Source organism: Amycolatopsis sp. cg13 (assembly GCF_041346965.1).
Lineage (GTDB): Bacteria > Actinomycetota > Actinomycetes > Mycobacteriales > Pseudonocardiaceae > Amycolatopsis.
Genome location: NZ_CP166848.1, coordinates 4,996,898 through 5,019,605, shown reverse-complemented (window position 1 = coordinate 5,019,605; position 22,708 = coordinate 4,996,898). Strand labels below are relative to the sequence as shown.

Annotated in this window: 20 protein-coding genes; 14 read left to right on the top strand and 6 right to left on the bottom strand. The window is 70.2% G+C overall.

Going from position 1 to position 22,708, the window contains the following annotated elements:
* Positions 1–3 precede the first annotated feature (3 nt).
* The 6 genes from rpsD to AB5I40_RS23005 all read left to right on the top strand — a co-directional run bounded on the left by rpsD (position 4) and on the right by AB5I40_RS23005 (position 3,963).
* Positions 4–609 carry a 30S ribosomal protein S4 gene (gene rpsD / locus AB5I40_RS23030; protein ID WP_037816256.1) on the top strand — a complete coding sequence of 202 codons (606 nt, stop codon included), beginning with the start codon at positions 4–6 and terminating at the stop codon, positions 607–609.
* Between the two features lie 104 nt (positions 610–713).
* Positions 714–1,787 (top strand): DNA-directed RNA polymerase subunit alpha, encoded by a 1,074-nt coding sequence (locus AB5I40_RS23025; protein WP_009072342.1) that lies wholly within the window; start codon positions 714–716, stop codon positions 1,785–1,787.
* Positions 1,788–1,829: 42 nt separating this feature from the next.
* A complete protein-coding gene (gene rplQ, locus AB5I40_RS23020; protein ID WP_370932194.1) occupies positions 1,830–2,372 on the top strand; it encodes a 50S ribosomal protein L17 in 543 nt (180 codons plus the stop codon).
* Between the two features lie 72 nt (positions 2,373–2,444).
* Positions 2,445–3,281: a tRNA pseudouridine(38-40) synthase TruA gene (truA, locus tag AB5I40_RS23015; RefSeq protein WP_370932193.1), complete on the top strand. Its 837-nt coding sequence runs from the start codon at positions 2,445–2,447 to the stop codon at positions 3,279–3,281.
* Positions 3,282–3,340: 59 nt separating this feature from the next.
* A complete protein-coding gene (locus AB5I40_RS23010; protein ID WP_370932192.1) occupies positions 3,341–3,544 on the top strand; it encodes a CopG family transcriptional regulator in 204 nt (67 codons plus the stop codon).
* On the top strand, positions 3,541–3,963 hold the full coding sequence (locus AB5I40_RS23005; RefSeq protein ID WP_370932191.1) for a type II toxin-antitoxin system death-on-curing family toxin: 423 nt from the start codon (positions 3,541–3,543) through the stop codon (positions 3,961–3,963). Before AB5I40_RS23010 ends, AB5I40_RS23005 begins: the two co-directional genes overlap by 4 nt.
* 54 nt (positions 3,964–4,017) lie before the next feature.
* Here AB5I40_RS23005 and AB5I40_RS23000 read toward each other — a convergent pair whose 3' ends face one another.
* A complete protein-coding gene (locus AB5I40_RS23000) occupies positions 4,018–4,737 on the bottom strand; it encodes a hypothetical protein (protein WP_370932190.1) in 720 nt (239 codons plus the stop codon).
* A gap of 8 nt (positions 4,738–4,745) precedes the next feature.
* A complete protein-coding gene (gene eccE / locus AB5I40_RS22995; RefSeq protein WP_370932189.1) occupies positions 4,746–5,978 on the bottom strand; it encodes a type VII secretion protein EccE in 1,233 nt (410 codons plus the stop codon).
* A gap of 861 nt (positions 5,979–6,839) precedes the next feature.
* Here eccE and eccB point away from each other — a divergent pair.
* The 3 genes from eccB to AB5I40_RS22980 all read left to right on the top strand — a co-directional run bounded on the left by eccB (position 6,840) and on the right by AB5I40_RS22980 (position 9,814).
* Entirely contained in the window at positions 6,840–8,390 is a 1,551-nt protein-coding gene (gene eccB, locus AB5I40_RS22990) for a type VII secretion protein EccB (protein ID WP_370932188.1), read from the top strand.
* A gap of 90 nt (positions 8,391–8,480) precedes the next feature.
* Positions 8,481–8,789 (top strand): hypothetical protein, encoded by a 309-nt coding sequence (locus AB5I40_RS22985; RefSeq protein ID WP_370932187.1) that lies wholly within the window; start codon positions 8,481–8,483, stop codon positions 8,787–8,789.
* A complete protein-coding gene (locus AB5I40_RS22980) occupies positions 8,786–9,814 on the top strand; it encodes a WXG100 family type VII secretion target (RefSeq protein WP_370932186.1) in 1,029 nt (342 codons plus the stop codon). Before AB5I40_RS22985 ends, AB5I40_RS22980 begins: the two co-directional genes overlap by 4 nt.
* 136 nt (positions 9,815–9,950) lie before the next feature.
* Here AB5I40_RS22980 and AB5I40_RS22975 read toward each other — a convergent pair whose 3' ends face one another.
* Positions 9,951–11,615, bottom strand: coding sequence for a S8 family serine peptidase (locus tag AB5I40_RS22975; protein ID WP_370932185.1), 1,665 nt, complete (start codon positions 11,613–11,615; stop codon positions 9,951–9,953).
* An 8-nt stretch (positions 11,616–11,623) separates the two neighbouring features.
* The gene (gene eccD, locus AB5I40_RS22970; protein ID WP_370932184.1) at positions 11,624–13,024 is read right to left on the bottom strand and encodes a type VII secretion integral membrane protein EccD; all 1,401 of its coding nucleotides are present in this window, start codon (positions 13,022–13,024) and stop codon (positions 11,624–11,626) included.
* A 328-nt stretch (positions 13,025–13,352) separates the two neighbouring features.
* On the opposite strand from eccD, the gene eccCa reads away from it, so the two are divergent.
* The 5 genes from eccCa (at position 13,353) to AB5I40_RS22945 (ending at position 20,721) form a co-directional block, all read left to right on the top strand.
* Positions 13,353–17,369 carry a type VII secretion protein EccCa gene (gene eccCa / locus AB5I40_RS22965; RefSeq protein ID WP_370932183.1) on the top strand — a complete coding sequence of 1,339 codons (4,017 nt, stop codon included), beginning with the start codon at positions 13,353–13,355 and terminating at the stop codon, positions 17,367–17,369.
* 43 nt (positions 17,370–17,412) lie between these two features.
* A complete protein-coding gene (locus AB5I40_RS22960) occupies positions 17,413–19,437 on the top strand; it encodes a type VII secretion-associated protein (RefSeq protein ID WP_370932182.1) in 2,025 nt (674 codons plus the stop codon).
* A 10-nt stretch (positions 19,438–19,447) separates the two neighbouring features.
* The gene (locus AB5I40_RS22955) at positions 19,448–19,807 is read left to right on the top strand and encodes a hypothetical protein (protein WP_370932181.1); all 360 of its coding nucleotides are present in this window, start codon (positions 19,448–19,450) and stop codon (positions 19,805–19,807) included.
* Positions 19,808–20,048: 241 nt separating this feature from the next.
* Positions 20,049–20,369 carry a WXG100 family type VII secretion target gene (locus tag AB5I40_RS22950; RefSeq protein WP_370932180.1) on the top strand — a complete coding sequence of 107 codons (321 nt, stop codon included), beginning with the start codon at positions 20,049–20,051 and terminating at the stop codon, positions 20,367–20,369.
* A 61-nt stretch (positions 20,370–20,430) separates the two neighbouring features.
* The gene (locus AB5I40_RS22945) at positions 20,431–20,721 is read left to right on the top strand and encodes a WXG100 family type VII secretion target (protein ID WP_116202478.1); all 291 of its coding nucleotides are present in this window, start codon (positions 20,431–20,433) and stop codon (positions 20,719–20,721) included.
* A gap of 139 nt (positions 20,722–20,860) precedes the next feature.
* On the opposite strand, the gene AB5I40_RS22940 is transcribed toward AB5I40_RS22945, so the two are convergent.
* Positions 20,861–21,544, bottom strand: coding sequence for a DUF4333 domain-containing protein (locus AB5I40_RS22940; protein WP_370932179.1), 684 nt, complete (start codon positions 21,542–21,544; stop codon positions 20,861–20,863).
* Between the two features lie 52 nt (positions 21,545–21,596).
* The gene (locus AB5I40_RS22935; protein WP_370932178.1) at positions 21,597–22,502 is read right to left on the bottom strand and encodes a hypothetical protein; all 906 of its coding nucleotides are present in this window, start codon (positions 22,500–22,502) and stop codon (positions 21,597–21,599) included.
* Positions 22,503–22,708 lie beyond the last annotated feature (206 nt).

The following is a 22,708-nucleotide window of genomic DNA, read 5'->3' as shown; positions in this document are numbered from 1 at the left end:
GAAATGGCTCGTTACACCGGCCCCGCGACGCGTATTTCGCGTCGCCTCAAGGTTGACCTCATCGGCGGCGACCAGGCTTTCGAGCGTCGCCCCTACCCGCCGGGCCAGCACGGCCGCGGGCGCATCAAGGAGTCCGAGTACCTCCTGCAGTCGCAGGAGAAGCAGAAGGCTCGCTACACCTACGGCGTTCTCGAGCGCCAGTTCGTCCGGTACTACAAGGAAGCCGTGCGGCGTCCGGGCAAGACCGGTGAGAACCTGCTGCAGATCCTCGAGTCCCGGCTGGACAACGTGATCTACCGCGCCGGCATCGCCCGCACCCGCCGTCAGGCGCGGCAGCTGGTGAGCCACGGCCACTTCCTGGTCAACGGCGTCAAGGTCAACGTGCCGTCCTACCAGGTCACCAAGTGGGACATCATCGACGTCAAGCCGAAGTCGGCGGGCACGCTCCCGTTCGTCGCGGCGAAGGAAGCCTTCGGCGAGCGTCCGGTTCCGGCGTGGCTGCAGGTCGTTCCGTCGAACCTCCGCGTGCTGGTCCACCAGCTCCCGGAGCGCGCGCAGATCGACGTTCCGGTTCAGGAACAGCTGATCGTCGAGCTTTACTCGAAGTAACCGGTCTCTGCGACTGGTTACGGGGCGGCGGCGTCCAGTGCGCCGCCGCCACGCCATCCCTTCGACGTCATATGGCGGGCGTCGTCTGGAAAGGAAACTAAGAAATGCTGATTTCCCAGCGGCCGGCTCTCGGCGAAGAGACGGTCAACGAGACCCGCTCCCGGTTCACCATCGAACCGCTGGAGCCCGGCTTCGGCTACACGCTCGGCAACTCGCTGCGGCGCACGCTGCTGTCGTCCATCCCGGGCGCGGCCGTGACGAGCATCCGCATCGACGGCGTGCTGCACGAATTCACCACCGTTCCCGGGGTGAAGGAAGACGTCACCGACATCATCCTGAACCTGAAGGAACTGGTCGTGTCCTCGGAAGAGGACGAGCCGGTCACCATGTACCTGCGCAAGCAGGGCCCCGGTGAGGTCACGGCTGCCGACATCGTGCCGCCCGCGGGCGTCACCGTGCACAACCCGGATCTGCACATCGCGTCGCTGAACGGCAAGGGCAAGCTCGAGATCGAGCTCGTCGTCGAGCGCGGCCGCGGTTACGTTCCGGCCCTGCAGAACAAGCAGGCGGGCGCGGAGATCGGCCGGATCCCGGTCGACTCGATCTACTCGCCGGTGCTGAAGGTGACCTACAAGGTCGAGGCCACCCGTGTCGAGCAGCGCACCGACTTCGACAAGCTGATCCTGGACGTCGAGACCAAGCCGTCGATCACCGCGCGCGACGCGGTGGCCTCGGCGGGCAAGACGCTGGTGGAGCTGTTCGGTCTCGCTCGCGAGCTGAACGTCGACGCCGAGGGCATCGAGATCGGCCCGTCGCCGCAGGAGGCGGACACCATCGCCGCCTACGCGATGCCGATCGAGGACCTGGACCTCACCGTCCGGTCGTACAACTGCCTGAAGCGCGAAGGCATCCACACCGTTGGCGAGCTGGTCTCGCGCAGCGAGGCGGACCTTCTCGACATCCGGAACTTCGGCGCCAAGTCGATCGACGAGGTCAAGCTGAAGCTCGTCGGCCTCGGCCTCGCGCTGAAGGACAGCCCGCCCGGGTTCGACCCGTCCGCGGCTGCCACCAGCTACGACGGCGAAGGCTGGTCGGAAGGGGTCGCCGGCATCGGCGGCGGGATTTCGGACGACGGCCACGACGATGGCCAGGACTACGCAGAGACCGAGCAGCTCTGAGGCCTCGTGCCCGGACGCTGTGAGCTGAACTAGGAGAAAGTCATGCCCACCCCTACCAAGGGAGCCCGGCTCGGCGGGTCTGCCGCGCACGAGCGGCTGATCCTGGCCAACCTGGCCACTCAGCTGTTCGAGCACGGCAAGATCACGACGACCGAGGCCAAGGCCAAGCGGGTCCGCCCGCTGGCCGAGAAGCTGATCACCAAGGCGAAGCGGGGCGACCTGCACAACCGTCGCCTGGTGCAGAAGGTCGTCCGGGACAAGGACGTCGTGCACAAGCTGTTCGCCGAGATCGGCCCGCACTTCGCTGAGCGCGCCGGCGGTTACACCCGCATCACCAAGACGATGCCGCGCAAGGGCGACAACGCCGCCATGGCCGTCATCGAACTGGTCGCGGAGAAGACCGTGACCTCTGAGGCCGAGCGGGCCCGCGGCACCAAGTTCGCCAAGGACGAGGTCGCCGCCGCTCCGGTCGTCGAGGAAGCCGCTGAGGCTCCCGCCGCGACCGAAGAGGCCCCGGCTGCCGAAGAGGCTCCCGCCGCGGACGAGGCTGCTGCCTCGGGCGACGCGGACGCCAAGAAGGACTGAGTCCTGCCGGCACTGTCTACATCGGACGAGCCCGCCGCTCCCCACGGGGAGGGCGGGCTCGTTCGTCTGCGTTTGGACGTGAGTTACGACGGCACGGATTTCTCCGGCTGGGCCCGCCAGCCCGGCCGCCGCACCGTGCAGGCCGAACTGGAGCAGGCGCTGCAGCGTCAACCGCCGGGGGAGTCGGTGCCGAAGTCCGTGGTCGTCGCTGGCCGTACGGACGCCGGGGTGCATGCGACGGGGCAGGTCGTGCACGTCGACGTCGTCCCGTTCGCGCCTGATGCGCCGGGCCGGATTCCCGTGGACGAAAAGGGAATCCCGGATCTGACGCGGATGCGCGGCCGCTGGAACAAGCTTTTGCCCGCCGACGCGCGGGTTCTGGACGCCCGCGTGGCCCCGGACGGTTTTGACGCCCGGTTCTCGGCCATCCGCAGGCACTACCGCTATCGCGTCTCAGATGCCCCGTGGGGCGTCGATCCCTTGCGCCGCAACGACACCCTGGCTTGGGGTCGTCCACTGTCGACAGAGCGGATGAACGCTGCCGCTGCGGAATTGCTGGGACTGCAGGACTTCGCGGCGTACTGCAAACAGCGCGAGGGCGGCACGACGATCCGCGAGCTGCAGCGGCTGGAGTGGACGCGGATCGACGAGCATCTGCTGGAAGTCCGGGTCAGCGCGGACGCGTTCTGCCATTCGATGGTCCGCAGCCTGGTCGGGGTGTTGCTGCTCGTGGGGGACGGGCGGCGCGGAACCGGGTGGCCGGGCGAGGTTCTGGCGAGCGGGACGCGGGACAGCGCGGTCGCTCCGGCACACGGATTGACGTTGACGGCGGTGGATTACCCGCCGGACGAGCTGCTGGCCGCGCGCGCGGAGCAGACGCGGAATGTGCGGTCGTCGACCGAGCTTTAGGCCGGGCAGGCGGTAAAAGAGCAGGTCCCTGGTGATACCAGAGTGGTATCATCAACCTCATGGCGATGACTTTGCGGTTGAACGACGAGATGGAGCGTGCGCTCGCGTTGCTTGCCGAGACCGACGGCGTGAGCAAGCACGAAGCGGTGGTGCGGGCGATCGCGGACGCCGCGGCCCGCCGGGTCCGGGACGACCGGGTTCGCGACCTTTCCAGCGAAGGCCGCGCCCGCTACGCCTCCCTGCTCGATCGCCTGGCGCAGTGATCGACTACCTGACGCTCGACGATCTGCTCACGCTGTCGGCGGATCTCGGCGTGCCCCGGGTGCGCGATCTGGGCTTGCTCGACGCGGCGGCGCACCGGCCGCAGTCCTCGCTGATGGGGCAGGACGCTTATCCGGACCTGCACGAGAAAGCCGCGGTGCTGCTGGAATCCATCGTCCGCAACCACCCGCTGATCGACGGCAACAAGCGCCTTGGCTGGATGTCGGTGTACGTCTTCTACGGGCTCAACGGCTACGACCTGGACGCGCCGGAGGACGACGCGTACGACCTGGTCATCGCGACCGCGACGGGAACGTTGCCGTATCAGGAGGTGGCAGAGCGGCTGGCAGAATGGGCCAGCGCCATCGATCTCCCGCCGAACATGAAGGTCTTGACCGAGGCCGAGCACCGCAAAATGTGAAAAGGCCTCCTCGCCGGAATCCCGGCAAGGAGGCCTTCGCAGTTCTGGCGGTGCTCAGTCGCCCCGGCGGACCGGGCCGAGCAGCTGCTGTTCCTTCTGCGTCGTGACCAGCCGCAGCGGACGCCACAGGTTCGTGCCCAGCGCGACGACCTGGTCGTCCTTCAGTGTGGTCAGCTGTCGCATCATCTGCGGCGGCAGGCGCCAGATGCGGGCGGCCAATTCAGCCTGCCCGGCGGGCAGTCGCTGCATCAGCACGAGGTCTGCCGCGTTGGCCGTGGTGCCTGCCTGCGGGTGCAGGTACGGCAGCACGTACACCGTGGTCTGCCACGGCGACCGGGGCGGGAACAGGTCCTGCGGGGTCGGGCCGCCGTCGGTGACCACGAGCAGCGGGGCGTCCTCGGACGGGCGCGGCAGCTCGACCGGGGAGAGCCGGCGGATCTGCACCAGCGGCGACGGACGTCCGTCCCGGCTTCCGGCGGCCTGCTGCAGCACCTGCCACGCCGCGGGACGTCCGGTGGCCACGACCACCCAGGCACCCGTCGCCAAGGCGCGCATCGCGACCTGGCGGGCCAGGTAGAGGCCGCCGACGAGCACGATGCGGGTCGGCTGCGAGCGCAGTGCCGACACCGTCAACGGTTCGCCCTTGAGGCCGGAGCCGAGGACGACGCCGCCGCGGTCGCCGGACGGGCTGATCGCGTCGAGCATCGCCGGATCGACCGTGAACTCCGGGGCGACGCCCGCGTTCTGCCCTGCGTCGCGAACTCGGGCACTCATGCCGCTACTCATGCCGTCCCTCCGATCGGCAGCGTCGCGGAGAACGCCGAGATCTGCATGCCCTTCAACGGGGTCAGGTCGACGTCCAGCCGCTCCGCGATGCTCTGCAGCCGCTGGTCGGCCGCGTCCAGCTCACGCGGGTTGCGGGCGCTGAGCCGCACCACGCCGCGCAGGCCGATGCGGCCCTCGTCGGCGGACGGCGAGATCGCCATGGCGACCGTCGCGGACAGCGCGCGCACGCTGGTGAGCCCGTTGAGGCTGCCGCTGATCTTGCCCTTGGGCCAGCCGGTGATCGCGTAGCTGGAGTGCCCGATGCCGGCCGCGGTGACGCCGGTCCAGCTCTCCTGCAGGCTGACCTTCTCGTTCGAACCCGCGACCGCGGTGAGTTCGGCCGCGGAAATGCTGGCGCGCAACAACTCGTCCGGGTCGAGCGGCCGGGTCGGCACGCCCTGGGATTCCAGCGCGTTACGCACCCGCGACAGGGCGCCGATCATCGCGCGGTGCGCGCCGACGACGCCGCCGCCGCGTTCCCGGATCGCCTCCGGGCAGCGCCGCGGGTCGAGCCGGACCGCGATCCACGTCGTCCGCCGGGCGGCCGCGGGCAGCGGGCCGAGCACCTCGAGATAGGAGCTGAGCGCCGGGGCGTCCGCGGGCATCGCGGCCGAACCCGGGTAGCTGTGCCAGATCATCTGGATGGAATCCAGCAGCACGCCGCGGTCTTCCAGGCACGGCGCGAGCGCGGACAGCGGAAGGCTGGGCGCGCCGCCGGCCTGGGAGATCATCGCCGGCATCGGCTCGACGAGCAGGACCGCGGTCCAGGTGCCGTCGTTCCAGGCGATGCCGACTTCCTGCCGTTCGTGGTCGACGGCGTGCGCCACCACGAGGTCCGGCACGGCCAGCCGCAGCAGGCTGACCCGCGCGTCCTCCGGGCCGGTGACGGCGCTTTCCTCGGCGAGTTCCTCGATGCTGGTCGGCGGCGGAGGGGTCGCCACGCGGCCGTGCGAGCGGAACCGGTACCGCAGCGTCAGCGCGAGCCACTGGGTGAACCAGCGCCCGCCGACGCGCAGGAACGCGAAGATCAGGCCGAGCGCCGCGACGCCGATCGCGACGTACTTGAGCTGCATGTTGATCGCGAGCAGCACGAGCCCGATCGCGACGCCGACTTCCAGCACGACGAGGTTGACCACCGGCAGCGGGCCGAGCGAAATGCCGCCCGAGCGCCGCCGCGAAGGCGGAGCCATCCGGAGCGCGGTCGCGGTGCCGCCGCCGGTCGGTGTGGGTTCGCTGCTTTCCGGGCCGCCGCCGCTCGGGCCGCCTGGGCCGCCGGGACCACCAGGACCGCCGCCGCCAGGGCCGCCCGGACCACCGGGGCCACCGCCGCCGGGTCCTCCGGGACCGCCGGGACCGCCTGGGCCGCCGGGACCGCCCGGGCGCGGACCGCCGGGCCCGCCGCCGCCAGGACGTCCAGTACGCGGGCCGGTGGGACCGCCAGGTCCGCCTGGGCCACCGGGACCGCCCGGTCCGCCAGGACCCGCGGGACCGCCGGGCTTGGGACCGCCAGGACCAGGCTTGGGCCCGCCCGGGCCGCCGGGTCCAGCGGGACCGCCAGGCTTGGGTCCGGGCGCGCCGGGCTTGGGAACGCCGGGTCCGGGAGTGACCGGTCCGCCGGGCCGTCCGGGGCCGCCAGGTCCGCCGGGACCGCCAGGACCACCGGGACCACCGGGACCGCCGGGAGCGGGAGTGCGAGGGGGCATTCCGGGGCCGCCGGGAGCCGCACCGGGTCCGCCGGTTCTGCCGGGCCGCTGCGGCGGACCCGGGGGACGTCCCCCGGGCGGCGGTGGCGGTCCCTGCGGACCAGGCGGACGTGGAGGCGTGCTGACGGACATCCGCGCGTTCTCTTCCCCTCGTGAGTGCTGCGTACCCGGAAAGCCGGTCCCGGGATGCCTGACCCTAACCGGAGTTGGTAGAAACCCCACACCAGACGGTCCCCGTACGGCTATCCTGCGGAACCGTACCGCGACGGGGAGGACTGTAGGTCGAGAATGCCATCAACACCCACGACTAAGTCTCAGGTTCAGGCATACAAGTTCGTCCTGCGCAGGATGCAGTCCGCGCTGGTCCGCCGTGATGCGGTGATGTTGCACGACCCGATGCGCTCGCACGGGCGCGCCACCGCCGTCGGCGTCATCCTCGGCGTGCTGGGCGCCGTCGTTTTCGTGCTGTGGGGCCTGTTGAGCCCCGCGCCCGCGGTGCCGCAGTCGGACAACATCGTGATCGGCGAGCAGTCCGGCACCGTGTATGTCGTCACGGGAAACCCGTCGCGACTGATTCCTACCTTCAACCTCGCGTCGGCGCGGCTGATCCTCATGGCGCAGAAGCAGCAGAGCAGCCAGGGACAGCCGGGCGGCGGCCAGGGCGGCCAGCAGCAGGCGGCCGACGTGAAGAACCCGACTGTCGTCTCCGATGAACAGTTGAAGAACATGCCGCGCGAGAAGCTCACCGGCATTCCGGACGGGCCGCAGCTGCTGCCGTCGGCGGACCAGCGGATTACCCCCAATTGGGCGGTCTGCGACGAGGTCGTGCTCGACCAGTCGCTGCCGCAGCCGGATTCGGTCAACAAGACCAACACCGACGTGATCGCCGGCATCGACAAGCTGGGCAGCGAACTGCAGCAGAACCAGGCGCTGCTCGGCGACGCCGGGAACGGCAAGACCTACCTCATCTACCGGTCGAACGCGAACACCGTGCGCGCCGAGGTGCCGTCCGGCTCCAACGACCCGGTCCGGTCCGCGCTGCATCTGCCGACGAAGTCGCGCAAGGTGTCGCAGGCTCTCCTCAACGCGATCCCCGAGGTCACCAAGCTGATCCCGCCGCCGGTGGCCGACGAGGGTTCCACGCCGTCGAGCAGCTTCGACGGCCTGACCGTCGGCAACGTCTTCTCGACCCAGCCGACCGGCGGCGCGCAGGAGTTCTGGCTCATCGCGAAGAACGGCATCCAGAAGGTGTCGCCCGCGGTCGCGGACATCGTCCGCACGGCGAAGAGCGGCGGCACGGCCACCACGCCGACGCTGGGCCTCGACAAGATCAACAACGTCAAGGTGCTGCAGCCGGGCGACGCCGGCTACGTGCGGGTCGACACCTACCCGCAGATCGTCCCGAGCGTTCTCGACGCCGTCCAGACGCCGGTGGCGTGCCTCGGCTGGTCGCTCAACGCTGACCACAGCCAGGCCCACACCTCGGTCTACATCAACAAGCAGATCCCGGTGGAGAAGAACGCCGACGGCACCTCGAAGATCATCAGCGTCAGCAACACCGGTCCGAACGGCGTGCCGATCACCGGCTTCTACATGCCGACCGGATACGGCGCGGTGGTGCAGTCGGCCACCGAGACCAGCGCGACCTTCAACAAGGGCCCGATCCAGCTGATCTCCGACCGCGGCATCCGCTACGGCGTCCCGGACGCCGCGACCGCGGACGAGCTGGGGCTCAACAACCGGCTTCCCGCTCCGGAATCGATCATCGGGCTGCTGCCGACCGGGGCGTCGCTGAACGTGCAGAACGTCATGAAGCAGTTCGATTCGGTGCCGATCGACCCGAACGCGGGCTCGTACAAGCCGCAGGCGGCCGGACAGCAGCAACCCGCGGGGAACTGAGCGCGGGTTCCGTCCGTCACACTCGGACATAGCCGGGTGAGCGGAGGGTTGAACGTGGCAGCGCCGGGAAGCAGTCCGGGAACAAGCGCCGTGCGGATCGACGGCGCGGTCGTCGGCGGCTACGCGGCGAAAGTCGCGCGGGCGGCCGACGAACTGGAGACCGCCGCGGGCGCGGTGGGCGCGGGTGCGACCACCGCCGAGGCGTACGGCGAGGCGGCCGCGCGGCTGGGCGTGCCGGAGTCGTACGCACAGGCGTCGCAAGCGTTGCGCGGCCAGCTCACCGCCGGGGTGGCCGCGCTGCGGTCGGTCACCGCGGCGCTGGAGCAGCTCACCACCGGCCACGCCGAGCGGGACGCCGACGCGGCCGAGCGGATCGAGCGCGCCGGGAGGATCTCGTGACCGAGCCGTCTCTGGCGTACGTGACCGAGCTCGCCCGCGAGCTGGGCGTCACCGATCCGGTCGCCGCCTACTACCAGCCGCTCACCGGCCGATGGGCGGAACTGGACGCGGAGGCCGAGAGCCTGCGCGCCGCGGCCCGCACCGCGGCCAGGGTGTCCAAGGACCTCGCGGAGGATCTGGGCCGGATCGATGCGTCGTGGACCGGGCCCGACGCGGACGCGTTTGTCGCCTACCTTGGCGAAATTCGCGCCGCGAGCGAAGGGGCGGAGGACGCGCTCGACGCGCTCGCCGGTTCGCTCGACCAGCTCACCGAATCGCTGCGCAAGATCGCGGGCGCGGCGGAGGAGGTGCTGGTCGACGCCGCCGACCTGCTGTCCGAATCGGCGATGCTGCCCAGCGGCGGCGCTTCGCGGGCGCGTTCGCAGATGCGGGACACCGAGCAGTCGCTGAAGTCCTTGCACGAGGCGGCGGAGGACGTGCTGCGCGAGTTCGGCCGGTTGTGCGCCGGGGTGGACGCTCCGGCGGGGAGCCCGTCGAGCATCGAGCTGCGGCACCACTATCCGGCGGAGCAGTTCCGGCTGCACGACGCTGACGGGCCCGCGGGTGCCGCGACCAGTCCGGCGACCGGAGAGTCCACAGTGGCCTCTTCCGCGTCCTCTTCGGACGATTCGGTGAGCCCGTCCGCCGCGGAGACTTCCCACCACGGCAAGGAAACCGCCGCCGATCCGCGGCTGGAGCAAGGCCAGGCGGGCATCCCGCCGGTCGAGCCGGTCGCCCCGGCCCCGCAGTCCGCGGCGGCGAACCAGGGCTCCGGCACGTCGATGATGCCGATGATGGGCTTCGCCGGAATGGGAGGCGGAGGCGGTGGCGGCGGAAGCTCGCAGCATAAGCCGAGGCAGCGCACGGCGGCGAAGACGTCCGAGATCTTCGGCGAGCCCGCACAGGTGACTCCGCCGGTGATCGGCCAGGACCCGCCCGCGCGACGGCCGGAGAAGGACGGGAAGCCGCCGAAACCCGGAAAGTGACCCGGAAGGCCGCTAGCCGCGACAACCCCGGCCAGCGGCCTTTTCCGGGTCCGGAACCGGGCCGCTCTCCACTTTGGACAAACAAAAGGGCCGCTCCTCGCGATGATCGCGGGAAGCGGCCCTTTTCGTGCCTGAGTTACCGAGTCGGCGGAGGCCCGGACCGGGACCTGTTCCGCCGGATCGTGTGCACCACGAACAGTGTGATCAGCAGCGCCGCCACCCCGCCGCCGGTGCCGGCGAGCGCGACGATCATCGGGGTCGAGCTGATGCCGTCGGCAGGCGGCAGCTTGGCCTCCTGCACCACCGGCTTCGGCAGCGCGAGGTTTCCGGTGTCGCCGGGCAGGTTCGCGGTGAGCGCGGCCACCGGGTCGATCACGCCGTAGCCGACGAAGTTGTCCCGCCCGCCCGGAGCGGCCGGATGCTGCGCGGTCGCCTTGAGCCGCTTGACCACGTCGCGCGCGTTCATTTGCGGGTACATCGAGCGGACCAACGCGGCAACGCCCGCCACGTATGGCGCGGCGAAGCTGGTGCCCTGGATCGGCGACGGGGAGCCGTTCGCGATGGTCAGGTTCGCCAGTCCGGTCGAGTGCTCCGCCGGGTCGAGCGACACGATCTTGGTGCCCGGCGCGGCGACGCCGACCCACGGGCCGTGCACGCTGAACGGCGCGATGCCGCCGTCCTCCTGGATGGCGCCGACGGACAGCACGTCGTCGGAGAACCAAGGCGGCGTGACGACCGACTTCGGCTTGTTCGGGTCGGCCTGGTCGTTCTGCGGGCAGTTTTCCGAGACGTTGCCCGCCGCCGCGACGACCACGATGTCCCGCTCGGCCGCGTAGTGCACCGCGGCCTGGACGAGGCGCTCGCCTTCCTGGATGTCGCCGGGCGCGGTGCCCGCGCGGCAGTGGTCGACCGACATGTTGATCACGCCGATCCCGCCGCGGTCGGCGATGCCGCGGATGATCTGCGCGAGCGTGTTGAGCGTGCCCGCGGTGCCTTCCTTCGCCAGCTGCCGGTTGTCGCCCTTGTTGTCCTGCTGGGGCGCCGTGCCGCTACCGCTGCCGGTGCCGCCGCCCGAAGACGGGGGCAGCTGGCTGTTGCTGCTGCCAGCCGGGGGCTGCGCGCTGTTGCTGCTGCCCGCGGGCGGCTGGCCGGTGCCGCCGGACGGGGGAGCCGAGGGCTGCTGCGGGCTGTCGTCCTTGGCGTAATTCTCGCTCAACTGCCGGTAGGAGACGATGTGCGCGTCCGGGGCCACGCCGATGAAGCCGACCTTCGGGTCCTGCGGGTTGCCCGCGATGATCCCGGCGACCTCGGTGCCGTGGCCGTCGCAGTCCTGCAGGCCGTCCGCCGCGCCGTTGTCCGGCTTCGCCACATAGTCCCCGCCGCTTTCCACCCGGCCCTGGAACCACGGATGCGGCGTGACGCCGGTGTCGATCACGGCGACCTTCTGGTCGCCCCCGACCGATCCCTTCGCCGCGCGGACGATTTCCTGCGCCTTCGACAGCTGCAGGTAGTCCTGGCCCCACGGGCGGAAGTTGATCTCGACGTTCTGCCCGAGACTGCGCTGCACGCAGTCGTTCTTCTTCTTGTACGGCTTGTCCGGGCCGTGGCTGTCGGCGGGCGGCGAGTCGCCGGGACCCAGCGGCGGCGGAGTGGCCCAGGTGCCCGCGGGCGCGTTCGCCGTCTGCGCCGCCGCCGGAGCGGCGGCGAACGGGGACAGCAGCCCGAGCCCGGCCGCGAACAGCGCCACCCCGGCGCGGCCCGGGAGGCCGAGCCTGCGGGGGAAGGAACGAGGGGAGCCCATCGCGCGGCTCACTTGAGGTTGAGGTGGCGCAGCGTCGAGTAGAGGTCCATCACGCCGAGAGCGAGCGGCAGCACCACGGCGATGCAGATCGCCTCGATGATCTCCACCGTGCGCCGCAGCGGCGGCGAGAAACGCTGGTCCGGGAAGACCACGCCGACCACGAGGGCGGCCGCGGCGATCAGGATCAGCGCGCCGAACACGTACAGCAGCCGCTGCTCGGCGGTGGCGGAGAAGAACAGCCAGCCGAGCAGGATGCCCGCCGCGGCGACCATGCCGGTGGTGAGCAGCGCGATGGCCTGCGCGCCGTTGGCGTAGGCACGGGCGCGCAGCAGCAGGACCAGCGTGGCGACGACGCCGAGGATGATGCCGAAGACGTTCGGCGCGGTGGCCGCGAGGACCGCCGCGACCGCCGTGGTGGCGCCGCAGCCGATCATCAGGCCGGTCATGTAGTCGTGCGCGACCGCGGTGCGCTGCTCGATCGCCTTGTAGTCCGGGAAGCCGGTGTCTTCCTTCAGCTCTTCGGCGGTGCTCGGCACGTACGGCAGCGGCAGCTTGGCGAGCCAGATGGTGGCGCGCGGCAGGAAGGAGATGCAGCCCAGCGCGACGGCGACCGTGCCAGCCGCGACCGCCGCGGTGCCGGCGCTGGTCACGAGCGTCGCGATGAGGAAGGCGAGCGAGCCGAACACGCCGGCGGTGGCGGTGGCGATGAACACCCGGATGCCCGCGCCGACCACGAGGATGCAGACCGCCGAGACGATCAGCACCAGCACCGCGCCGAGCAGAAGGTTTGCCCGGACGGACAGCCCCGGCACGATGTAGAACCCGCTCACGAACGCCAGCGGGAGGCCGCCCGCGGAGGCGATCAGCACGCCGGTGGCCTCGGCCTGGTAGGCCTTGGCGAGCGTGGCTCCGACCGCGACGCAGGCGATCGCGCCGAGGCCGCCGGCGATCGCCGGGCCGAGCGAGGAACCGCCGTAGAGGGAGCCGCTGAAGAACAGCGCCAGCGCGGAGAAGAAGAGGGCGAGCCCGCCCGCGACGTGGCCGAAGCGGCGCGCGGTCTCCTTCGTCCACGGGCGGAAGGTGTCCGGGTCGGACTCCGCGATGGCGTCGACCACGTCGTCGTACATCGGCGGCGGCGGGTTCTCGTTGCGCTTGCGCAGCTGCAGCAGCTCGCCGTCGACCACGCCGAGGGACGCGAGCGTCCGGCTCGGGTCGAGCGGCGCGTCGCCGAGCTTGGCCAGCGCCCACCCGCCGTGCCGGGCCCCGCCGTCCGGAGTGACCTCCTTGGCCATCTCCAGAAGCATGGGCAGCAGGTCGGCCACCGCCACGTCGGCCGGAAGCGCGACGTCGATGCGTGTCGTCGGCGCGACCACCGTGACCCTGCTGAATACCGTCGTGCCCGTTGCCACTAGATCCCCCGCTCTGAAAGACAGCTCCCGGGGGAACTTATACCGAACCTGGTGACAGGTTTCAGCGCGTGTCCGCAAATCGTCGGCGAAAATACCCGTACCGGCCCGTTTAGACCAGTCCGACCAGTCGGTTCCCCCGCCTGGTCCGTTTACTGTCGGTGGTGGTCCTTACACTCGGGCGCACTGGGAGGACGGGCCCCGCCGGGGGCCCGCGGAGGGGGTGCGAGATGCCGATCCTGGAGTTGGCCGGATTTCCGGGGCGACGTTCGATAGGTTGTCCCGCGCACCCGGGTGCAGGCGTCGAGCAGGAATAGAGGGGTCCTTCGAGATGAGCACGCTGCAGTTCAAGAAGTCGCCGCGGCTGGCCGCGCCGCGCCCGCCCGGCGGCGAGGTGCATCTCGAGCCGCCGCCCGAAGTGCCCCGCACGATCCCGGGAAGCATTGTCGCCAAGGCGATTCCGGGCGTGATGATCTTCGCGTCGCTCGGGATGATGGTTTTCATGTTCACGGCGGGCGGCGCGAAAAACCCGACCACGATCATGATGAGCGGCATGATGCTGATGGGCACCGTCGGCATGCTCGCCGGAGGCGGCGGAAAGGGCGGCGGCCAGAAGAAGGCCGAGATGGACGAGGACCGCAAGGACTATCTGCGGTACCTCGGCCAGATGCGCGACCGCGCCCGCGAGGCGATGGTCGACCAGCGCGCCGCCCTCGAATGGGTGCACCCGGACCCGCAGTCGCTGTGGTCGCTCGCGGCGAGCCGCCGGATGTGGGAGCGCAGGCAGAACGACCAGGACTTCCTGCACCTGCGCGTCGGCCGCAGCTCGCACCGCCTCGCCACCCGGCTGGTCCCGCCCCAGACCGGCCCGGTGGACGAACTGGAGCCGATTGCCACCCTCGCGCTGCGCCGGTTCGTGCGCGCGCACTCGATCGTCCCCGACCTGCCCACCCAGATCACCCTCCGCGGGTTCGCGGCGGTCAGCATGCAGGGCGAGCGGCACCGCACCCGCGCGCTGACCCGCGCGATGCTGGCTCAGCTGGTCGCCTTCCACAGCCCGGACGACGTGATGATCGCGGTCGCCACCGCGGGCCGGGCGAAGGAGGAGTGGGAGTGGGCCAAGTGGCTCCCGCACACCCAGCACCCGACGTTGTCGGACGGCATCGGCCAGCTGCGCATGATGGCCGGTTCGCTCAAGCAGATCGAAGACTGGCTGGACGAGGAGCTGCGCGACCGGCAGCGGTTCTCCCGCAACGCGACGCCCGCTCCGGACCAGCCGCACGTCGTGATCATCATCGACGACGCCGAGGTCACCCGCGAGGAGCAGATCATCCTCGAGGAGGGCCTGGTCGGCGTCACCCTGGTCGACCTTTCCGATTCGGTCGGCAACCTCGCCGCGCGGCGCGGCCTGCGGCTCGTGGTCGAGGAGGAGCGGCTCGGCGCGCGCAGCGCGGGCGGGGTCGAATGGTTCGGCCGTCCGGACTCGCTGTCGGTGGTGGAGGTCGAGGCGCTGGCCCGGCTTCTCGCGCCGTACCGCGTCGGCGGGGGCGGCGGGCAGGACGTCAGCGACGAAGAGCCGCTGCTGTCCAACCCCTCTCTGCTGGAGCTGCTCGGCATCCCCGGCGACCCGATGACGTTCGACGTCCAGCAGGCGTGGCGGCCCCGGCCGATCCGCGACCGCTACCGCGTCCCGTTCGGCGTCGGCGAGTACGGCCAGCCGGTGGAGCTGGACATCAAGGAAGCCGCGGCGGAGGGCATGGGCCCGCACGGCCTGTGCATCGGAGCGACCGGTTCCGGTAAGTCGGAGTTCCTCCGCACGCTGGTGCTGGGCATGCTGGCCACGCACTCGTCGAGCACGCTGAACTTCGTCCTCGTCGACTTCAAGGGCGGTGCGACGTTCCTGGGTCTGGACAAGGCCCCGCACGTGTCCGCGGTCATCACCAACCTCGCGGACGAGGTCACGCTGGTCGACCGCATGAAGGACGCGCTGGCCGGCGAGATGAACCGCCGCCAGGAAGCGCTGAAGAACGGCGGCAACTTCAAGAACGTCTGGGAATACGAGAAGGCCCGCGAGAACGGCGCCGACCTCGACCCGCTGCCCGCGCTGTTCATCGTCTGTGACGAGTTCTCCGAGCTGCTGGCGGCGAAGCCGGACTTCATCGACCTGTTCGTCGCCATCGGCCGGCTGGGCCGGTCGCTGCAGATGCACATGCTGCTCGCGTCGCAGCGGCTGGAAGAGGGCAAGCTGCGCGGTCTCGACTCGCACCTGTCCTACCGGATCGGCCTCAAGACGTTCTCCGCGGCGGAATCCCGCGCGGCGATCGGCGTGCCGGACGCGTTCGAACTGCCGTCGGTCCCCGGTGGCGGTTACCTGAAGTACGACACCTCGACCCTGGTGCGGTTCAAGGCTTCCTACGTCTCGGGCCCGTACCGGCCCGCGGGCATCAAGGCGGCCGGTCCGGCCGCGACCGTGGTGCGCGCCGACAAGCGGCCGCAGCTGTTCGTGCCGGACTTCGTCGAGCTGCCGAAGGAACCCGAGCCGGAACCGGTCGTCGAGGAAGAGGCTCCGAAACAGCAGGAGTCCGAAGAGGCGGTCGAGCCCAGCGAGCTGGACGTCATCGTCAGCCGCTTGATCGGGCAGGGCCCGCCCGCGCACGAGGTGTGGCTGCCGCCGTTGAACGAGCCGAACTCGCTCGACACGATGCTGCCGAACCTCAACCCCACCGACGACCGCGGCCTTTCCCCGGTCGGGTTCTTCGGCAACGGCAGGCTGCAGGTGCCGATGGGCATCGTCGACCGGCCGTACGAGCAGCGGCGCGACTTCCTGTGGGCGGACTTCTCCGGTGCGCAGGGCCACGGCGTCATCGCGGGCGGCCCGCAGTCGGGCAAGTCGACCATGCTCCGGACGCTGATCATGTCGATGGCGCTCACCCACACCCCCGAGGAAGCGCAGTTCTACTGCCTCGACCTCGGTGGCGGTACCCTCGCCGGCCTCGCGGACCTTCCGCACGTCGGCGGGGTCGCGGTGGCCCGGCGCGAGCCGGACAAGGCCCGCCGGATCGTGGCCGAGCTGACCACGCTGCTGACCGAGCGCGAGGGCCGGTTCGGGGCGCTGGGCGTCGACTCGATGACGGAGTTCCGCAACCGGAAGCGCCGCGGCGAGATCACGCCGGAGCAGGACCCGTTCGGCGACGCGTTCCTGATCGTGGACAACTGGCGGGCGCTGCGCGACGACTTCGAGGAGCTGGAGACGTCGATCACGCGGCTGGCCACCCAGGGTCTGGCGTACGGCGTGCACGTGATCATCTCGGCGAACCGGTGGGCCGACCTCCGGCCGGCGATCAAGGACATGCTCGGCACGCGGTTCGAGCTGCGCCTCGGTGACCCGACGGAGTCCGAAATGGACCGCCGGATCGCGGTCAACGTGCCCGCCGGTCGGCCGGGCCGCGGGCTCACCCGCGACAAGCTGCACCTGCTCACCGGCCTGCCGCGGATCGACGGGTCGAGCGATCCGGAGACGGTCGCGGCGGGCGTCGCGGACGCGGTCGCGAAGATCCGCGGGGCGTGGCGCGGCCGGGTGGCTCCGCAGGTGCGCCTGCTGCCGGAGATGATCACCTACGAAGAGGTCCTGCAGATCGACCAGAAGCGGGACACGAAGCTGGTCCCGATCGGCGTCAACGAGGAAGACCTGCAGCCGATCTACCTGGACTTCGACGCGGATCCGCACTTCTTCGCGTTCGCCGACGGCGAGTCCGGCAAGACGAACCTGCTGCGGCAGATCGCGCGCGGCATCACCGAGCGCTACACGCCGCAGGAGGCCGTGATCCTGCTGGTCGACTACCGGCGCACGATGCTCGGGTTCCTCGAGGGCGATTCGCTGCTCGGCTACGCCGTGTCGTCGGCGCAGCTGGACAGCATGGTCCAGGACGTGCACGGGTCGATGACGCGGCGGCTGCCGGGTCCGGACGTCACCCAGGAACAGCTGAAGACCCGGTCCTGGTGGACCGGTCCGGAGCTGTTCGTCATCGTCGACGACTACGACCTGGTGGCGACGCAGTCCACGAACCCGCTCAAGCCATTGTCGGAGTTCCTCGCCCAGGCGAAGGACGTCGGCCTGCACTTGATCGTGGTCCGGCGCACCGGCGGTGCGTCGCGGGCGGCGTACGACCCGGTCATCGGCAAGCTCAAGGAGCTGGCGGCCACCGGCATGGTGATGAACGGTTCCCGCGACGAGGGCGTGCTGATCGGCAACATCCGGCCGAGCGCCATGCCGCCGGGCCGGGGCAACATGCTGAGCCGCAAGAACGGGAAGCAGCTCGTGCAGGTGTCGTGGATCCAGCCGGACTGACCGGCCGGGGAGGAGCCGGCGCGCCTGACCGAAGGGGTGCTCGGTGACGGTGCGGGTCGCGATCGACTTCGGGACCTCGAGCACCTGTGTCGTGGTGTCGGTCAACGGCCGCGAACCGCAGGTCGTGGTGATCGACGGGCAGCCGCTGATGTCCTCGGCGGTGTACGCGGCGTCCGACGGCACCCTGTTCGTCGGCCAGGAGGCCGAGCGGCAGGCGGCCGTCGACCCGTCGCGGTACGAGCCGAATCCGAAGCGGCGGATCGACGAGGGCGATCTGCTGCTCGGCGATTCGGTGCTGCGGGTCATCGACGTCGTGCACGCGGTGCTGGACCGGGCAGTCGCCGAGGCGCGGCGCGTCGCGGGCGACGCCGAGGTGGATCTGCTGGTGCTCACCCACCCGGCGGACTGGGGCGCGATCCGCACCCGGCTGCTGCGCCAAGCCGCGGGACGGCTGGCGCGCGAGGTGGCGCTGGTGCCGGAACCGGTGGCCGCGGCGGTGTACCACGCGGCGACCTTCGCCCCGGAAGCTTCGCCGGGCGGCCGGACGGTCGAGTTCTCCGGCCGTCCTGGCGACGCGTTGGCAGTGCTCGATCTCGGCGGCGGCACGGTCGACGTCAGCGTCGTCCAGCGGTCGCCGGAGGCCGCGCGCGCCGCGCGAGCGCCGGGTGCGCCTCCGCAGCGGGGCGGGTTCCAGGTGCTGGCCACCCGAGGCGATCCGAGTTTCGGCGGGGCCGACATCGACCAGGCGCTGCTGGAGCACGTCGGGTCGCTCGTGTCCGGCACGGATCCGCAGGCGTGGCAGCAGCTGGTCGAGGGTCGCGAGCTGGCCGAGCGCCGACGGCGCCGGGTGCTGCGGCAGGACGTCCGCGGCGCGAAAGAGACGTTGTCCCGGCACACGTACACCGATGTCCCGTTGCCGCCGCCGTTCGCGGACGCGCACGTGACGCGAGTGGACTTGGAACGACTGATCGGGGCTCCGCTCGGCCGGGTGGTCGAGCTGACCAGTGCCGCGATCGCGGACTCGGGCCTGCGTCCGAAGCAGCTCGCGGCGATCTTCCTCGTCGGCGGTTCGAGCCGGATCCCGATGATCTCCCGGCTGGTGCACGAGCGCACCGGAGTGGTGCCGACGAGCCTGGACCAGCCGGAGACGGTCGTCGCGCGCGGTGCGCTCCGGGCGGTGCTGCTGGAACCGGACCGCACCGGGGTGCTGCCCGGTTCGTCGATCCCGGGGCAATCCGACCATCGCACCGAGATCGTCCGCGGGGACGCGCCGACCCGTCGCGTGCCGCCGGTGCCGAACGCGCTGAACGCGCCGCCGCGGAACGCTCCGGTGCCGCCGCGCGGCTTTTCACCTGCCAATCCGGCCAGCGGGCCGCAAAGCGTGCCGTTCGGTGCCGTAGCGCCGCCGAGTCCAATGCAGACCGGACCGGGCAAGAACGCGTTGGGGCAGAACAGTTCCGGGAATGGGGCGTTCGGCGCTCCCGGTGCTCCTGGCGCGGAGGCGTCGAGCAGTTCCGGCGGCAAGGCGAAGAAACGGCGCAAGCTGTGGCTGATCACCGCGGCGGTGGCGGTCGTGGCCTTGATCGCGGGCGGCGTCGTGTACTTCGTCAGCAACGGGAACAACTCCGAGCAAGGCCGTTCGTTCTCCCAATACGACTTCAGCCTCGTCGCGCCGAACGACTGGGTCCAAACCACCGACGAGGTCGCGGACCGGCAGGTGATCCTGCACCCGCAGGACGCCGAGCGGGGCAACGATCTCGTGCTCGCGCAGGAGTTCGTCATGGACTACGACGCGACGGCGGACCGGCAGAAACTCGTCGATGCGTTGCGATCCGGGGTGACCGGAAACGCGAACTACACTGCGTTCCGCTCGGATCTGACTTACGGTGGCCGGAGCGTGATCGGCTATGTCGAGAGCAAACCCGAACGGATTACCGTCCGCTGGTATGTGCTCGTGCAGGGGCGGATCCGGGTGCACGTCGGCTGCCAGTACCAGTCGCCGGCGGTGCAGCAGCGCGTCGACGCCGCGTGCGAGCAGGTGGTGCGCACGTTGAAGATCACCAGCTGAAGGAGCACTCGTGGCCTCCGAACCGGAATCCGCGCCAGCGGCATTCACCCGAGCAGGCCAGGACGCAGTCACTTTCTCGCGGCGCGTCGCGGGCACCGCGCTCGCGCGCAGCGAACGGCGCCGCGGCGAAAACCGGGAACTGCTGAAGGAGTTCGGCAGGCGACGGCTTTCCGGTGCCGCGGAACCCGCGCCGTCCGCGTTGCGCGGGGCCGCCCGCCGGTTCCGCGCGGCCCGCGGATTGCCGATGCCCGTCGAACCCGCCGCGTCCGAGCCGGTTCCCGTTCGTCCCGAGATTTCGCCCGAACAGACACGGACGAGTGAAGAGGACGAGGACTTTTCGCAGTCGCGAATCATGAGCCGGGACTCCTGAAATATTCCGGGAACCGGCTGTGCGTGTGCTAACCACGCTGGTGGACAAGGTTTTTTCGGGGGTGCCCGGAGCTCGTTAACCCGGCCGTTGCCGGGCGGTTCCCTGCCCCGGCGTTCACGCAAGCAACTACTTGAGAAGAAGTCGCGACAAGTGTGAACCGAACTGGCAATGTCTTCGTCGTAGGTGCAGTGCCGGAAACACCAGCCGGCGCGCACAACCACTAACGAAGGGGGTAGCTCCCATGGCTGGCGGTTTCACCGGGGATCCGAAGGAATTCACTCAGGCCGAGGGGCGCGTCGTCGAGGCGACCGGCCGGATGAACAAGAACCTGGGCGACCTGCGTTCCAACATCGAGGCGACCCGCGCGGGCTGGGAAGGCGACGCGCAGCGTGCCTTCGACAACGTCATGCGCCGCTTCGACGACTGCGGTCGCGGCCTCAACGACGCTCTGCACCGCATCGGCACCCTGCTCCAGGAAGGTGGCTCGATGTACGCCAAGAGCGAGGCGGCGCAGCACGAGCACATCAACTCGCTCAACAAGGGCTTCGGCGTTCTTGGCTGATCGGGACTTTCCCGTTCGGATTCGACTTCATCTTCATTCATTCTTCTGACAGGAGCTTGACATGCCTGACGGCCGCATTGTTGTAGACCCGGGAACGATCCACCGCGCGGCGGAGGACTGCACCGCCACCGGCAGCGAGCTGAAGAGCCTCTTCGACAACCTGAAGAGCGACCTCAACCCGCTGACCCACAGCTGGAGCGGTGAAGCGAAGGACCAGTACATCCAGGCCCAGAACGAGTGGGACCAGAAGTTCGACGAGTTCACCCAGCTTCTGGCGCAGATCGCCGCCGTGCTGCCGCAGATCGCGGACGGCTACCAGGCGACGGACCGCTCGGTGCAGAACCTGTTCTGAGCCAAGCCCCGAAACCACGGCGGGCCGGACACCTTCGGGTGTCGGCCCGCCGTTTTCGTGTGCTGGCAAGGGGTTTCGCTGATCAGGAACGGCTTGTTCGGCCGCGGCTTTCCTGGCTTGGCTGAGGAGAACGCGCCGCTCAGTGCGGAGCGCCGACCGAATATTCCGGCTTGTCGTTGAGCACCCGCACGGTCACCTTCTTCGGCTGCCCGCCGACCTGCACCGTGCAATCGAAGGTGGCACCGTTCTCGATCGCCTGCCCCGAAGGGCACGAGACGTTCTTGACGTCCGGCTCGCCGTAGTTCTCGTTGAGCACCTTGGAAACGCCGTCCTGCAACGACTTCTGGTCCAGGGTGTCCCCGCTGAACACGCCGGTCGCCCACGAGATCCCGGCCGCGGCGGCCAGCACCACCACGACCGCACCGCCGATCAGGAACGGTTTCTTCGATCGCGGTTTGCCTGCCTTGGCCGTGGAGAACGCGCCGAGCCCGCCGTACTCGGACGGCTGGAACCCGCCGCCGTAAGGATTTCCGGATGCCTGCTGTCCCGGTTGTACCGGCGTCGGCTGGCTGTGCGGCTGCCCGGGCCCGCCATATGGCTGCTGCTGACCGTAGGGCTGAGCCGGGTAACCCTGCTGCGGATACTGCGCGGGCGGAAACGGTTGCTGCGCCGGAGGTTGCGCCCACTGTCCGCCCGCGGGCTGCCCGCCCTGCCAACCGGAACTATCCACTTCGGACGGATACCCCGGCTGCTGCGGCGCGTTCGTCCCCGGCTGCCACCACTGCGGCTGCCCTTGCGGCTGCTGGTCGGGAGGCTGGGTCATCGGTGCTCACCTCGGGGTTCGATGGGCGCGGGGATCGGCGGAAGAGTGCGCATCAGCGCCCCTGCAGTTCGCCGAGCCGCCGGTAGAAGTCCTGTTTGGCCGCGTCGTCCGCGAGCACGGTGACCTGCGAGGCGTCCGGAATCGTCGGCAGGTCCGAGGCGGTGGCTTCGCCGGTGAACTTGAAGTCGTAGCGCAGTTCGACCTTGTGCCCGTCGCCCTCGAACTTGGCCGCCATCGTGAACTCGGCGAGCGAACCGTCCGGCTTGAGCGTGATCACGCTCGGCACGACGGCCTTGCGCAGCTCCGGGCCGACCTCGTTGACCACCTTGTCCGGGAGCAGTTCGACGCGCCGGTCGAGGAAGATCGAGAACGGCACATTCACGGTCAGCTGCTCAGTGCCGTCCGCGGAACTCTTCGCGCCGCGCAGCGCTTTCTTGTCCGCCTTGTACGAGCTGTCGACCGAGTCGCCCATCTTGCACGCGATCTGCACCCCGCCCCACGCGCACGGCTGCACGAGCCCGGCCTCCGGCTTCGGCATCGACACCCACGGCGTCGGCGCCAGCGATTTGTAGGCCGGGCCGAGGTAGAGGTACTCGACGGTGCCGTCGGCCGGGGTGAACGAGTCGAGGAACTCGTTGGGGTTCTTCTGCGACCGGTTGTGCACGATGCGGCTCTCCGGGCTGCCGGTGCGCGCTGAGGTGACGATGTTGTGCAGGTACTTGTCGTCGAACTTGAAGTACCGGTCCGCGGAGTTGGTCACATTGCGCGGCTCGACGATCGTGTCCGCGAGCTTCGACATGGCCTTCTCGAACTTCGCGCCGACGTACGCGGCGGCCTGGTCGCCGTCGGGCAGCGCGGTGCCGGCGCGGGCCTGCCCGCACGCGGTCGCGAGCGCCAGCACGGCGGCGACGGCCGCGGTCGTCCGTACGGCGGCGGTCGTCCTCGCTCGTGTCTTCAACTGCTGTCCCCAGGTGCTCGCTCGTGCTCGCGCGGATGCGCGAGCGAATCGTCTCACCTCGAGCGGACGCGCGCGGCGGCGTGGTGGTTCCGGGAACCGGTCGGGTACGCTGTGACCGGCCGACGAGGCGTCTTCGCACCCCCGCTGCACAACAGGCGGGACCACAGGGGTATCTTCATATGTCGTTGTGCGTTGCGGCGCGTCAG